Origin of the sequence: Billgrantia lactosivorans (genome assembly GCF_003254665.1) — a bacterium.
GTDB classification, from domain to species: domain Bacteria; phylum Pseudomonadota; class Gammaproteobacteria; order Pseudomonadales; family Halomonadaceae; genus Halomonas; species Halomonas lactosivorans.
In genome coordinates, this window is the sequence record NZ_QHGY01000003.1 from 399,061 (window position 1) to 412,911 (window position 13,851).

Annotated in this window: 12 protein-coding genes; 4 read left to right on the forward strand and 8 right to left on the reverse strand. The window is 67.1% G+C overall.

What is annotated here, in order from left to right; translation table 11 throughout:
- Window positions 1-82: 82 nt before the first annotated feature.
- The 3 genes from DIS04_RS10305 to betC all read right to left on the reverse strand — a co-directional run bounded on the left by DIS04_RS10305 (window position 83) and on the right by betC (window position 4,239).
- Window positions 83-349 carry a DksA/TraR family C4-type zinc finger protein gene (locus DIS04_RS10305; protein WP_111413665.1) on the reverse strand — a complete coding sequence of 89 codons (267 nt, stop codon included), beginning with the start codon at window positions 347-349 and terminating at the stop codon, window positions 83-85.
- 150 nt (window positions 350-499) lie between these two features.
- Window positions 500-2,554, reverse strand: a complete 2,055-nt coding sequence (gene betT / locus DIS04_RS10310; RefSeq protein ID WP_111413666.1) for a choline BCCT transporter BetT — start codon at window positions 2,552-2,554, stop codon at window positions 500-502.
- Window positions 2,555-2,712: 158 nt separating this feature from the next.
- Entirely contained in the window at window positions 2,713-4,239 is a 1,527-nt protein-coding gene (betC, locus tag DIS04_RS10315) for a choline-sulfatase (RefSeq protein WP_111413667.1), read from the reverse strand.
- A 137-nt stretch (window positions 4,240-4,376) separates the two neighbouring features.
- Between betC and DIS04_RS10320 the strand changes: the two genes are divergently transcribed.
- Window positions 4,377-5,288: a choline sulfate utilization transcriptional regulator gene (locus DIS04_RS10320; RefSeq protein ID WP_111413668.1), complete on the forward strand. Its 912-nt coding sequence runs from the start codon at window positions 4,377-4,379 to the stop codon at window positions 5,286-5,288.
- Between the two features lie 47 nt (window positions 5,289-5,335).
- Here DIS04_RS10320 and DIS04_RS10325 read toward each other — a convergent pair whose 3' ends face one another.
- A complete protein-coding gene (locus tag DIS04_RS10325; protein WP_111413669.1) occupies window positions 5,336-5,587 on the reverse strand; it encodes a hypothetical protein in 252 nt (83 codons plus the stop codon).
- A gap of 278 nt (window positions 5,588-5,865) precedes the next feature.
- Here DIS04_RS10325 and DIS04_RS10330 point away from each other — a divergent pair, with 278 nt between their 5' ends.
- Complete coding sequence (locus tag DIS04_RS10330; protein ID WP_111413670.1) at window positions 5,866-7,515, forward strand: BCCT family transporter; 1,650 nt, start codon at window positions 5,866-5,868, stop codon at window positions 7,513-7,515.
- 87 nt (window positions 7,516-7,602) lie between these two features.
- On the opposite strand, the gene DIS04_RS10335 is transcribed toward DIS04_RS10330, so the two are convergent.
- The 4 genes from DIS04_RS10335 to glcD form a co-directional block, all read right to left on the reverse strand.
- Window positions 7,603-8,004 (reverse strand): GlcG/HbpS family heme-binding protein, encoded by a 402-nt coding sequence (locus DIS04_RS10335; protein WP_111413671.1) that lies wholly within the window; start codon window positions 8,002-8,004, stop codon window positions 7,603-7,605.
- Window positions 8,005-8,189: 185 nt separating this feature from the next.
- Complete coding sequence (glcF, locus tag DIS04_RS10340; RefSeq protein WP_111413672.1) at window positions 8,190-9,437, reverse strand: glycolate oxidase subunit GlcF; 1,248 nt, start codon at window positions 9,435-9,437, stop codon at window positions 8,190-8,192.
- 20 nt (window positions 9,438-9,457) lie between these two features.
- Window positions 9,458-10,549 carry a glycolate oxidase subunit GlcE gene (glcE, locus tag DIS04_RS10345; RefSeq protein WP_111413673.1) on the reverse strand — a complete coding sequence of 364 codons (1,092 nt, stop codon included), beginning with the start codon at window positions 10,547-10,549 and terminating at the stop codon, window positions 9,458-9,460.
- Window positions 10,550-10,560: 11 nt separating this feature from the next.
- On the reverse strand, window positions 10,561-12,048 hold the full coding sequence (glcD, locus tag DIS04_RS10350) for a glycolate oxidase subunit GlcD (protein ID WP_111413674.1): 1,488 nt from the start codon (window positions 12,046-12,048) through the stop codon (window positions 10,561-10,563).
- Window positions 12,049-12,248: 200 nt separating this feature from the next.
- Here glcD and glcC point away from each other — a divergent pair, with 200 nt between their 5' ends.
- The gene (gene glcC / locus DIS04_RS10355) at window positions 12,249-13,028 is read left to right on the forward strand and encodes a transcriptional regulator GlcC (protein ID WP_111413729.1); all 780 of its coding nucleotides are present in this window, start codon (window positions 12,249-12,251) and stop codon (window positions 13,026-13,028) included.
- A 119-nt stretch (window positions 13,029-13,147) separates the two neighbouring features.
- Window positions 13,148-13,801, forward strand: a complete 654-nt coding sequence (locus tag DIS04_RS10360; protein WP_111413675.1) for a GntR family transcriptional regulator — start codon at window positions 13,148-13,150, stop codon at window positions 13,799-13,801.
- Window positions 13,802-13,851 lie beyond the last annotated feature (50 nt).

A 13,851-nucleotide genomic window follows, 5' to 3' on the forward strand; every position in this document is an offset into this window, starting at 1 on the left:
CGGGCGAGCAAAGGCCCCATGATAGCGAGCCATGGTGGCGCTGAAAATGATGAGGAGACTAATAAATGCTACGGGACGATGCTCAGCGCAGCTGGCTGTCCTTGCTGCCGCGTCGGTTGTAGCCGCTGTAGACCGTACGCTGCCTGTCGCGCTCGCTCTGACAGGCGATGCACAGGCGTACGCCGGGCATGGCCTCGCGACGCGCCTGGGGGATCGGCTCACCGCACTCCTCGCAGTGCATCAGGCTCTCACCCCGGGGCAGCTCACTGCGCGCTCGCTGTAACGCATCCTCGACGGTGCTGTCGATCTGCTCTTGTACCGCTCCGTCTCGCGACCAGCCCCCTGCCATGCTCGACTCCTTCGGCGCTGCGCGCGCCGACTGTTTGGTCTTTCAGTTTGATGTATCCGGTGGGTCCTTGCCAAGCGGCGGGACCTTGCCATGAGAAGAGCCCCACCGCGGTGGGGCTCGTCGGGTCAGGCACTGGCGCCCGCGGACCGATCAGGGCGCCGGTTGCGGCTGTGGCTCGCTCTCTCCCTCCGAGGGGAGGTTGGGAATGGTGGCGAGGTAGCCCTGTTCGCTGGCGTGGGACAGGAAGCGCAGGTGGCGCTGGTACTCGTTGAGCACGTCGTGCACGACCTGCACGCGCGTGTAGCCGTTGAGGTCCTGGCCCAGGCCGCCTTCGGCGAGGTGGACGTCGAGACGCAAATAGTAGTCGTCGTCGGCGGGCAGGAAGCTCGGTGGCCGCATGCGCTGCGGGCGTATCGCGTAGATGAAGCTGGGGGCGCCGTCGAAGTCGACCTGCAGGGTGGGGCACAGCAGCGGGGTGCCGTCGACCTGCTGCTCGCTGACGCTGGCCTGCTGGCCGCGCTGCGCGAGTTCCTCGGCCAGTTCGACCAGCGCCGGGCGGATGGCGTGGCGCAGCGTGGCCTCGGCGCCGTTCTGGGTCGTGGCGTCGAGGGTGCGGTCGAGGCGCTCGCGCCAGTCGCTGCCGGCGGAGGTGCTGGCCACCACCTGATGGCGGGCATCGGCCTTGCCGGTCTCGACCTTCAGCGAGCGGTACATGCCGAACATGGTCAGGAAGATGATCGCCGAGAACGGCAGGGCGGTAATCACCACCGCGCTCTGCAGGGTGCGCAGCCCGCCGGCCATCAGCAGGGCGAGCGTGATCAGGCCGATGATCGCCGACCAGAAGATCCGCAGCCGGGCGGGGGCATCGTGGTTCACGTCGCGCAGCACGTAGGTGAAGTTGGACAGCACCAGCGCGCCCGAATCGGCCGAGGTGACGAAGAAGACGATGCTCAGCACCAGCACCAGGGTGGCGGTGACGCCGACCAGCGGCAGCTGTTCGAGGAAGGTGTAGATGGTGGCCGGCGGGCGGTCCACGGCCTGTTCGCCGAGCACCACCAGGCCCTGGTCGACCATGTCGATGCCGCTGTTGCCGAACACGGACATCATCACCATGACGAAGATCAGCGGGATGAACAGGGCGCCGGCGACGAATTCGCGGATGGTGCGGCCGCGGGAGATGCGCGCCAAGAACAGGCCGACAAAGGGCGCCCAGGCGATCCACCAGCCCCAGAAGAACACCGTCCAGCCGCTGAACCAGCCCTGCGCCTCGGGCGCGTAGGCATAGGTGTCGAAGCTCTTGCCGGTGAGCGCGACCAGGTAGTCGCCGGTGTTCATGACCAGCATGTTGAGCAGCCTGAGGGTATCGCCCTGGAGCAGCACGAACAGCACGAGGCCGGCGACCAGCAGCAGGTTGAGCTCGGATAGCCGACGGATGCCGCGCTTGACGCCGCTCACCACCGACAGGGTGGCCAGGGTCACCACCAGCAGGATCAGCATGATCTGGGCGGGGAGTCCCTCCGGTATGCCGAACAGGTAGGTCAGCCCGTAGTTCATCTGCATCACGCCGATCCCCAGTGCGGTGGCGATGCCGAACACGGTGGCCAGCACGGCGGCGATGTCCACGGCGTTGCCGATGGGGCCGTAGATGCGCTTGCCCAGCAGGGGATAGAGGGTCGAGCGGATCGCCAGCGGCAGCCGATGCCGGTAGCTGAAGTAGGCCAGCGCCATGCCCATCAGCACGTAGAGCCCCCAGCCCGAGATGCCCCAGTGCATGAAGGTCTGCACGATGGCGCGGCGCTGGGCGTCGGCGGTGCCGCCTTCGCCGAGCGGCGGGTTGAGGTAGTGGGTCAGCGGTTCGGAGACCACGAAGAACAGGATCGCACCGCCCAGACCGGCGGCGAACAGCATCGCCGACCACGACAGCAGCGAGAACTCGGGGCGCGAGTGATCGGGGCCCAGGCGGATCTTGCCGAAGCGCGAAAAGCCGATCATCACCACGAAGACCAGGTAGGCGACGACCGCCAGCATGTAGTACCAGCCGAAGTTGTTGCCGATCCAGTCCAGCCCGGCATTGAAGAACGCCGTGGCGTGTTCGGTGAAGGCGATGGCATAGATCAGGAAGAGCAGGATGCCGGCTACCGAGCCGTGGAAGACGGCCGGGTTGAGTCGATTGCTCGACTCGGCATCGGGGTTAGGGTTCGTCATGGGGAGCGCCTCTCGTATTGTTATGGTCATTGGCTTTTCATGGTGCCCGCATGACTGGGCACCTGGTCGTCGTCCGGCCCGGCAGGCTTTGCCGGCTCGGGGTGCCCGGCCGGGGCCAGGCACGTCCTCTTTGCTTCGCAGCGTTCAGCGCCGCCCGGCTATTCGACCGAGGCCGCGGGGAAGCGCGCGCGCCGCTCGAGATCGTCCAGGTCAATGGTGTTGCGCATGTACTGGGAACTGGCGTCGAAGAGCGGCTGGTGATCCCAGGGCGTGACCCTGCCCTGCATGAGCGCGCGCGAGACCAGCTTGCGGCGCCGCTGGCTGGCGATCACCTCGTCGTGCAGCCGCGCATAGTCCCAGCGGCTGGCGACCTCGTCGCGGAATTGCTTGCACAGGTCCAGAAAGGCGGGTCGCTGCGCCAGGTTGTCGAGCTCCAGCGGGTCGGCCTCGAGGTCGAACAGCTGGTCCGGGTCCGGCGCGCTGTGGACGAACTTGTAGCGCCCACGGCGGATCATCAGCAGCGGCGCGATGGCCCCCTCGCCGAGGTATTCGCCGATCACTTCGTCGTGGCCGCCGCTGCCGGTCAGGTGCGGCAGCAGGCTGCGGCCGTCCGGGGGCGCGGCGTATTCCGGCGCGATACCGTCGTTGGCGAGTTCGGCGAAGGTCGGCAACAGGTCCATGGTCGACACCGACTCGCGCACCCGCCCCGGGGCGAAGCGGCCCGGGGCGTGGACGATCATCGGCACCCGCGCCGAGTCCTCGAACCAGCTCATCTTGTACCAGAGCCCGCGCTCGCCGAGCATGTCGCCGTGGTCGCCGGAGAAGACGATGATGGTGTCGTCGGCCAGGCCGGTCTCCTCGAGGGTCTTCAGCACGGCGCCGATCTGGTCGTCGACGTAGCTGATCGCCCCATAGTAGGCATGCCGCGCGTTGCGGATCTGCGCGTCGCTGAGGGTCTCCTCGTCGAGCTGGTAGACGTGGCGCAGGCGCCTGGAGTGCGGGTCCATCAGCTCGCGCGCGTAGGGCACGCGAGGCAGGTCGATGGCGTCGTGGTCGTAGCGATCCCAGTACTCCTGCGGGATGGTGTAGGGGTCATGGGGGTGGGTCAGCGACACGGTCAGGCAGAAGGGGCGCTGCTCGCCGTTGCGAACGTAGTCGTAGAGAAAGCGCCTGGCGCGGAAGGTGACCTCGTCGTCGAAGTCGAGCTGGTTGGAGCGCACGCAGGGGCCTGCCTGGGTGACCGAGGACATGTTGTGGTAATAGCTCGGCCGCGCGTCGACATTCTCCCAGTCGACGAACCAGCCGAAGTCGGCCGGATAGATATCGGTGGTCAGGCGCTCCTCGAAGCCGTGTAGCTGGTCGGGGCCGCAGAAGTGCATCTTGCCCGATAGCGCGGTGAGGTAACCCGCATCACGCAGGTAGTGCGCGTAGGTAGGAATGTCGGCGGCAAAGTCGGCGGCGTTGTCGTAGGCGCCGATGCGCGACGGCAGCTGGCCGGCCATCAGGGTGAAGCGAGACGGCGCGCACAGCGGGCTGTTGCAGTAGGCCGAGTCGAACACCACGCCCTCGGCGGCCAGGCGCGACAGGTTCGGCGTCTTCACCAGCGGGTGGCCGTGGAAGGGCAGTGCCGAGGCGGCCATCTGGTCGGCCATCAGGAACAGGATATTGGGCTGCTTGTGCGTCATGGGGCCTCTCTCGTCGGTCATGGGGAGCGGTGGGCGGGCGCTCGGTGCCAGTCTTCGCTGGCCGTGCCGATAGTCTCCCTGCTAATCTCAAGGCCTGTAAACTCGCTGAATTTTTATGGGAGGCATTAGAAGAACTAATGTCGTGGATTGCCCGGGCGGCCTCGCCCAACGGCCTGCGCGTGTTCGAGGCGGCGGCCCGGCACCTGAGTTTCACCGCCGCGGCGCGCGAGCTGCGCTCGACCCAGTCGGCCGTTAGCCAGCAGGTGCGCGCGCTCGAGGAGCAGCTCGGCCTCGTGCTGTTCGAGCGCATCTATCGCGGGGTGAAGCTGACCGAGGCGGGGCATGCGCTGTTCCTCAGCGTGCAGGAGGGCTTCGCCACCATCGATCGCACCATCGAGCGCCTCCAGCACAAGCAGCGTCACCCGCACGTGAACATCCTCACCGACTTCTCGTTCGCGGCGTACTGGCTGATGCCGCGGCTGCCGCGCTTCCGCGAACGCCATCCGCACATCGACGTGCGCATCGTGACCAACCAAGGGGTGCTCGACTGGCGTTCCCAGGAGGTCGATGTGGCGATCGTGTTCTGTGACGAGAGAACTCTCGCTGGGGGCGTTCCCCTGTTGATTCGAGAAGAGGTCTTTCCGGTCTGCAACCCGGGTTTCCTGCGCCAGCATGGGCCGATCGCGAATCTCGGGGCGCTCAGCCGAGCGCCGCTGTTGACGCTGACCGCCGATCAGGGCCAGCGCTGGCTGGACTGGCCGAGCTACTTCGAGCAGCTGGGCGGCATCGCCTATCTCGAGTCGTCCGAGTTGACGTTCAACAACTACACTCTGCTGATCCAGGCGGCCATCGCCGGGCAGGGAGTCGCGATGGGCTGGCGCGGGCTGGTCGATGACCTGCTGGAGAGCGACATGCTGGTCGGCCTGCACGACCTGAGGCTCTGTTCACGGCGGGGCTATGGCTTGGTCGATGCACGGCCCGATGCCGCGGGTGAAGCCAAGCGCGTCTTCCAGGCGTGGGTGCTGGAGTGCGCGGCGCAGGGCGCCTGAGCGGGGAAAAGGGGCCGGGCGCAGCCTGGCTGCGCCCGGCAGGGGCGTCACAGGCCGAGAATCTCCTTGGCCTCGTTCAGCGCCTCCTCGGACTGGGCGTGGTCGCCGTCGTTGTGGTACTGCTCGCCCTGCTCGCGCAGCTCGCGCACCCGCTCGAGGTCCTCCTCACTGAGCTGGGAGACCTTGGCGTCGTCTGCCAGCGCCTCGTCGACCTCGGACATGAGCATGGGGCACTGGGCGGCCCAGGCCGGTGACATGAAGGCCATCAACACCAGTGCGACAAAGAGTTTCCTGATCATGGTGGGGTTCCTCCCGTGAGGCACACCCGGTCAAGGTCTTCCGGGACGGCCTGGATGATTGTTCTGTCGGGCTTCGCCATTGCCGGGCGCCGGGAAAAGTGGCTGGCGCGCAGTGCCATGGCTGGCGCTGTCAGTATAGATGGCCGTGGCGCTTCACACCGAAACGCCGGGGTCACCACGGCATGGGTCGTCCGGATGCCTGTTGGCAGGCACGGTCGGTGCCTTTAGGCTGGGCGGAAAAACAGCGAAGTCTTGAACTTATGAAGAGGAAAGGCCTCATGAAGACCCCGAACGATACGGCGTCGTCCTCCGTGGCGAGCGACATGCACACGGATTACACCGTGGGCCAGGACAACATCGAGGGGCGGCTGGGGCCTATCGGCTTCGACATACACAATCGGGTCTTCGCCGTCTCGGCGCTCGCCTCCGTCGTTTTCATCATCCTGACCCTGCTGTTCCCGGAAAGAGCGGGTGCCATCTTCCAGGCCATCGTCGGTTTCGCCACCGGCACCCTCGACTGGTACTTCATGCTGCTGGTGGATTTCTTCATCCTGTTCTGTATCGCGCTCGTCCTGCTGCCCTACGGCTCGGTGCGCCTGGGCGGGCCCGATGCCCGTCCGGATTACGGCTATCTCTCCTGGTTCGCGATGCTGTTTTCCGCCGGTATCGGGATTGGCCTGCTGTTCTTCGGCGTGCTGGAGCCGGTCTATCACGCCAACGTCTCCCTGCCGCTGGGTATCCCTTCCCCATTCGGCGCCGACGGCGAGCTCGACCCGGCGGCCATCCCTGAGGCGACAGCCCTGGGCCTGGCCGGCACCTACCTGCACTGGGGCATTCACGGCTGGGCGGTCTACGTGGTGATGGCGCTGGCCCTGGCGATATTCACCTACAACAAGGGCTTGCCGTTCTCCATCCGTTCGGCCTTCTTCCCGATCCTGGGTGAGCGCGTGTGGGGCTGGTGGGGGCATGTGATCGACATCCTGGCGGTGTTCTCCACCCTGTTCGGGCTGGCCACCTCGCTGGGGCTGGGGGCGCAGCAGGCCAATGCGGGGATGAATTTCGTCTTTGGCCTCGAGGTCGGCGCCACGGCCCAGGTGATCATCATCGTGCTGGTCACGGCGGTGGCCCTGGTGTCGGTATGGCGGGGGCTGGAGGGCGGTGTGAAGAAGCTCTCCGAGATCAACATGATCATGGCGGTGCTGTTCTTCTTCTTCGTGCTGCTGGCCGGGCCGACGCTGGTGGCCCTGAGCGGCTTCTGGACGGGGCTTGCGACCTACGTGACGGAGTTCGTGCCGCTGTCGGCTCCCTTCGGGCGCGAGGATGACGCCTATCGTCAGGACTGGACGATCTTCTACTGGGCCTGGTGGGTGAGCTGGGCGCCGTTCGTGGGCATGTTCATCGCCCGGGTGTCGCGAGGGCGCACGGTGCGTGAGTTCGTCATCTGCGTGCTGCTGATCCCCAGCCTGTTCATCTTCATCTGGATGGGGGTGTTCGGCAGCGTCGCTCTCGATCAGCTCTATGCCGCGCCGGAGATCAGCCTGGTCAAGGAGTACGTGATCGACAGCTACCGCCCCGAGCTGTCGCTGTTCGGCATGCTCAATGAGCTGCCGCTGACCGCGCTGATGTCGACCCTCGGCATCGTGCTGGCCTTGATCTTCTTCGTCACCTCGTCGGATTCCGGCTCGCTGGTGATCGACACCATCACCGCGGGGGGCAAGATCGATGCGCCCCGGCCGCAGCGCATGTTCTGGGCCACGGTGGAGGGGCTGATCGCCATCGTGCTGCTTCTGGGGGGCGGCCTGGCGGCATTGCAGGCCGGGGTGACGGCAACGGCGATTCCATTCTCCGTGGTGATGCTGCTGATGTGCTACTCGATCGTCAAGGCGCTCAACGGCGAGCTGCGCCGCAAGCGCGCCGGGTACCGCTGACCGCGCCCGCTCCAGCCCCGCGGCGCCGCAAAACGACAAACGCCCCGCTGGCGAGCCACGGGGCGCTTGTGGTTCAACGAGAAGAGATCAGCCGATGGCGGCGATGCCGGCCTTGGCGATCTGCACGTCCTGGTCGGGCTTGACGCCGGAGACGCCCACGGTGCCGGCCATCTCTCCCTCGACCATCACCGGCACGCCGCCGGAGAGCAGGCCCGAGAGCGGTGCGGAGAGAAAGGCGTTGCGCCCGCCGTTGATCATCTCCTCGAAGGCCTGGGTCTCGCGGGCGCCGAGCGCCGAGCTGCGCGCCTTCTGGGTGGCGATGTCGGGGGTCATGGCCGGGGCCCCATCGAGGCGGCGCAGGCCGAGCAGGTGGCCACCGTCGTCGGCCACCGCGATGGTCACCTTCCAGCCGTTGGCTTCGGCTTCTTTCTGGGCCGAGTCGAGGATGGCGTTGACGTCGGTCAGGGTGAGTACGGGTTTGGTCTTCATGGGGCTCTCCTTGAGTCGCAATGTTGCCGGTGATGAGCTTCCCGGCGACAAAGCCACGCGAGGGCGCTGTGAACCCGTCCCTGGGCGCTACTTTTGCCATCCATGGAAAAGACCCTCGCTTTGGCTTGTCCCCGGCGCTCATCGGATGCGGTGCTGAATGCTCTCTTATGCGCTGCCCGCCGAAGCTAGTTGTTTACGGGCGGTGGCAATGCGTCATCGACAATTTCAATCCAATGCCTGACCGGCGTGCGCCCCGCGCCGTTGAGGTGGGTCTGGCAGCCGATGTTGGCGGTCACGATGGTTTCCGGGTTGCCGGCCTCGAGGGCGTTGAGCTTGTTGTCGCGCAGCTGGGTGGCGAGCTCCGGCTGGGTGATCGAGTAGGTGCCCGCCGAGCCGCAGCAGAGGTGGGCATCGGCCACCGGCGTCAGGGTGAAGCCGAGCCTGACCAGCACGCCCTCCACCGCGCCGCCGAGCTTCTGGGCGTGCTGCAGGGTGCAGGGGCAGTGGAACGCCAGCCGGCGGCCCTGGTTGACCTCGAGGTTGGTCAGGTCCTCGTCGCGCAGCACCTCGACCAGGTCCCTGGCCAGCTCGCTCACGCGCCTGGCCTTGTCGGCGTAGGCGGGGTCGTCGGCGAGGATGTCGCGATACTCCTTGACGAAGGCGCCGCAGCCGCTGGCGGTCTGGACGATGGCTTCCGCCCCGGCCTCGATGTGCGGCCACCAGGCGTCGATGTTGGCCCGCGCGCGGGCGCGGCCGTCGTCCTGGGCATTGAGGTGGAAGTCGATGGCGCCGCAGCAGCCGGCCTCGCTCACCGGTGTGAGGCCGATGCCCAGGCGATCGAGCACCCGCGCCGTGGCGGCGTTGGTGTTGGGCGAAAGCCCCGGCTGCACGCAGCCCTCGAGGATCAGCATCTGCCGCTCATGGCGCTTGTGGTCGGGGCGCGTGCCGGCATCCACCGGCCTGGGGGGCAGCTTGTCCTTGAGCTTGCCGGGCACCAGCGGGCGGAAGGTCTGGCCCAGCTTGAGCAGCGCCTGGAAGCGCCTGGGTTCCACCAGTGCCTTGCGCAGGGCATAACGCTGGGCGCGGTCGGCGGTGCTGCGGGGCACCCGGCGCTCGATCTCGGCGCGGCCGATGTCGAGCAGCTTGTGATACTCGACGCCGGAGGGGCAGGTGGTCTCGCAGTTGCGGCAGGTCAGGCAGCGGTCCAGGTGCAGCCGGGTCTGCTCGGTGACATTGTCGCTGTCGTCGGGGTTCTCGAGCATCTGCTTCATCAGGTAGATGCGCCCGCGCGGCCCGTCGCGCTCGTCGCCCAGCAACTGGTAGGTGGGGCAGGTGGCGTTGCAGAAGCCGCAGTGCACGCAAGTGCGCAGGACGCGGTCGGCCTCCTGGATATGCGGCTGCTTGAGGGCTTCCTCGGTAAAGTGCGTCTGCATGTTTCGTGATCCTGTGCGTCTCAGAGCGCCGCATAGAGCCGGCCGGGGTTGAAGATCCCCTGGGGGTCGAGCTGCGCCTTGAGGTTGCGGTGGTACTTCAGCACCACCTCGGGCAGCGGCGTGAAGGGGTCCACGTCGGCCGGGCGCGGGCCATAGCAGGTGGCGTGGCCGCCGGCGTCGCGGCAGGCCTGGCGCACGCTGTCGGCGTCGAGCTCGGCACGCAGCCAGCGCTGGGCGCCGGCCCAGTCGTGGACCATCAGCCGCTCGTCGATGCCGGGCAGCGCGAGTGGTGGTGCGCGGTGGGGCAGCGAGAGCCGCCACAGCGGCGCCTGGCCGGCGCGGAAGAAGGGCAGGCGCTGGTCGCGCAGGGCGGCCCAGAAGCCGTTGTCGAGGTCGTCGCCGCCGATGCGCGCGCGGGTGGCGGCCACCGAGCTGGGGCCGCCCTCCAGGCGCAGGTGCAGGGCGCCGTCGAGCCAGGCGGCGGCGCTGATCGGCAGCGGCTCGCGGCCCCACTCGGCCAGGCGCCGGCGTGCCTCGTCGAGGGGCAGTTCGAGGTGCACGCTGTGGGTGGCTCCGGGGATCGGCAGCACCTTGAACGAGACCTCGGTGATCAGCCCCAGGCCGCCCTGAGCGCCGACCATCAGGCGCGACAGGTCGTAGCCGGCGACGTTCTTCATCACCTCGCCGCCGAAGCGCTGCTCGATGCCCTCGTGGTTGATCACCCGGGTGCCGAGCACGAAGTCGCGCACGCTGCCGGCCCAGGGGCGGCGCGGGCCGGAGAGGCCGGTGGCGACCATGCCGCCCACGGTGCTCGCCGCGCCGTAGCGCGGTGGCTCGAAGGGCAGCATCTGGCCGTGCTCGGCCAGCGCCGTCTCGAGCGCGGCCAGCGGCGTGCCGGCGCGTACCGAGACCACCAGCTCGACCGGATCGTAGAAGGGGATGCCGCAGTGCTCACGGGTCGACAGCTCGCTGCCTTCGACCTCGCGGCCGTAGAAGTAGCGCGTGTCGCCGCCGACGATGCGCAGCGGCGCGGCATCGGCGCCGGCCTGGCGGATGCGCTCGGCCAGGTCCGCGCTGGCGTCATGGTCAGGGAGAGGGGTCGCGTTTGCCATGGTCACTCCAGTCAGCCCTGCGTGGCGTCGGCGTTGGCCGCGCTCTTGATGGTGCGGAACTCCGAGCAGCGCGCCGGGGTGGGGATGTTCTTGCCCGGGTTGAGCAGGTCGCGCGGGTCGAAGGCGGCCTTGGCGGCGCGGAAGGTGGCCAGCTCGTCGGGGCGGAACTGGGCACACATCTGGTTGATCTTCTCGCGGCCGACGCCGTGCTCGCCGGTGATGGTGCCGCCGACCCGCACGCACAGCTCGAGGATCTCGCCACCCAGCGCCTCGGCCACGGCCAGTTCTCCCTCGCGGTTGGCATCGAACAGGATCAGCGGGTGCATGTTGCCGTCGCCGGCGTGGAAGACGTTGGCCACGCGCAGGCCGTAACGCTCGGAGAGCTCGGTGATGCCCTTGAGGACGCGGGCCAGCTCGCGCCGCGGAATGGTGCCGTCCATGCAGTAGTAGTCGGGCGACATGCGCCCCACGGCGGGGAAGGCGTTCTTGCGCCCGGCCCAGAACCGGGCACGCTCGGCGTCGTCGCGGGCCTGGCGGATGCCGGTGGCGCCGGCCTTCTCCAGCACCCGGCGCACGGTCTCGCAGTCGTCGTCGACGTCGGCCTCGACGCCGTCGAGCTCGCACAACAGGATCGCCTCGGCCTCCACCGGATAGCCGGCACCGATGAAGTCCTCGGCGGCGATGATGGCGAGCTTGTCCATCATCTCCAGCCCCCCCGGGATGATGCCGGCCTCGATGATCGCGCCCACCGCATTGCCGGCCTTCTCCACGTCGTCGAAGCTGGCCATCAGCACCTTGGCGACCTCGGGCTTTGGCAGCAGCTTGACGGTGATCTCGGTGACCACGCCGAGCATGCCCTCGGAGCCGTTGAACAGTGCCAGCAGGTCGAAGCCGGGGGGGTCCAGCGCCTCGCTGCCCAGCGTCATGCGCTCGCCTTCGATGGTCAGCACTTCGACCTTGACCACGTTGTGCACGGTGAGACCGTACTTGAGGCAGTGCACGCCGCCGGCGTTCTCGGCCACGTTGCCGCCGATCGAGCAGGCGATCTGCGACGAGGGATCCGGCGCGTAGTAGAGCCCGTAGGGCGAGGCCGCCTCGGAGATGGCCAGGTTGCGCACGCCGGGTTCGACCCGGGCGATGCGCGCCTCGGGGTCGATCTCGAGGATGCGCGCGAAGCGCGACATCACCAGCAGCACGCCGTGCCCGAGGGGCAGCGCGCCGGCGGAGAGGCCGGTGCCGGCGCCGCGGGTGACCACCGGCACGCCGAGGCGGTGGCACTCCACCAGCAGGCGCTGGACCTGGTCGAGGGAGTCGGGCAGCGCCACCAGCAGCGGCAGGGTGCGATAGACGGAGAGCCCGTCGCACTCGAAGGGACGCATGTCCTCCTCGCGGTCGAGCAGGGTCAGGCCCGGGATGGCCTGGGCGAGAGTGTCACGGATGGCCGCCCTGTCCAGCGTCGGGACCGGGCCGTCGAGTCGTTCGTCGTAGAGGATGTTCATCAAGCGCCTCATTGCCAGTCTTGGCGACAGGGTTATCCTTGTGCAGGGCCCCAATTTGCGCCCAGGCGGTCGTTCTGTCCAGCCTGCGGTCTACTGGTATGACCAGTTGTTTCCGGCTATCTTGGAAATGATTTTCATGTTACACCATGGCGCAATCGGGCGGCAGCCGCAAGCCGCTGCATCGCGCCACGGAGGAGCCCATGCTTGAGCATAGTGAATCGCTGTCACCGACGCGCACGCCGGATGCGGTGGCGGCCCGTCTCGAGCGGCTGATCCTCGACGGCGTGTTCCGCCCGGGCCAGCTGCTGCCTTCCGAGCGGCGCCTGTGCGAGCGCCTCGGCGTGTCGCGCTCTTCGCTGCGCGAGGGGCTGCGGATACTGCGCAGCAAGGGCATCATCGTCACCCGGCAGGGGCGCGGCTCGGCGGTGGCGGCGCTGGTCGCGGGGCGTGACGACAGCCCCCTGATGCACCTGTTCCGCGATCACCCGCGGACCCTGTTCGACCTGCTGGAGGTGCGCTCGCTGCTCGAGGGGGAATCGGCCAGGCTCGCCGCCGAGCGTGCCACGCCGGCTGACCGGGTGGCGATCCAGCGCCGCTACGAGGCGATGGCCGGGTACGTCGAGGACGGCGTGGCCATCGACGTCGAACAGCTGGCGCACCTGGATCATGCCTTCCACCTGGCGATCTGCCAGGCCTCGCACAATCCGGTGCTGGTGCATACGCTGCAGTCGCTCACCGATCTGCTGCTGAGTTCGGTGTTCGCCTCGGTGAAGAATCTCTATCACCGCGAGGCGCCGCGCCGCATGATCAACCGCCAGCATGCCCGGCTCTATCGCGCGGTGATGGAGGGCAAGCCGCAGGCGGCCCGGCGCGCGGCGCTGGACCACCTCGCCGGCATCGGCGCCCAGCTGCGCGAGATCGAGGCCGAGGAGCAGCGCCTGGAGCGTTCGGCGATGCGTCTGGGGGAGTGGGAGTCGTAGAGGTCTGTTGACCAAGATTATTTTTGAATTCATAATTCCAGGAAATGCTTTTATTGCGCTGTCCGATCGCCAGCAATTGCTGGTTGAATCGTGCCTCGCGTGACATCGGATGACTCCTCATGGATAAAATCAGGCAGAACACCTTGCATGGTGAGGTCGCCGAGCGGATTCGCAATATGATTGCTCAAGGGACATTGGCTCCTGGCAGTCGCGTGCCAGAGAAAACATTGTGTGAGCAGTTCGGAGTGTCCCGGACTCCCTTGAGAGAGGCTCTCAAGGTCCTAGCTCATGAAGGCTTTGTCGAGCTCTTGCCAAATCGTGGTGCACGGGTAGCCAAACTCACCAAGGAAACACTCAAGAATACTTTTGAGGTCATGCAAAGCCTCGAGGCGCTGGCTGGCGAACTGGCTGGGCAGCGAATCACCGGGGCGGAATTGACCAACATCGAGGCGCTCCATTATCAGATGCTGTCACACTACAAGAGTGGCAATATGTCGGAGTACCTGTTGGTAAATCAGCAGATCCATGAGGCTATCGTTATGGCATCTCAGAACGAGGTGCTCATAGACGTATACAAGAATCTTAACCATCGTGTGCGACGAGTGCGTTTCACCGCTGAGCTGAGCAATGACTACTGGTCCCAGGCAGTTAGTGAGCACGAATCCATGATCGAGGCGCTGCGGGCTCGCGACGGCGCTACCCTCGGGGGGATTCTCCGTCGCCACCTGCGAAACAAGGTAGAAATGTCGGCTCTGGAAGAAATGGCGGAATAATGCCCAGACCTGCCGGTCGCAACGCGATCGGCAGGTCTGCAGCGACAAGT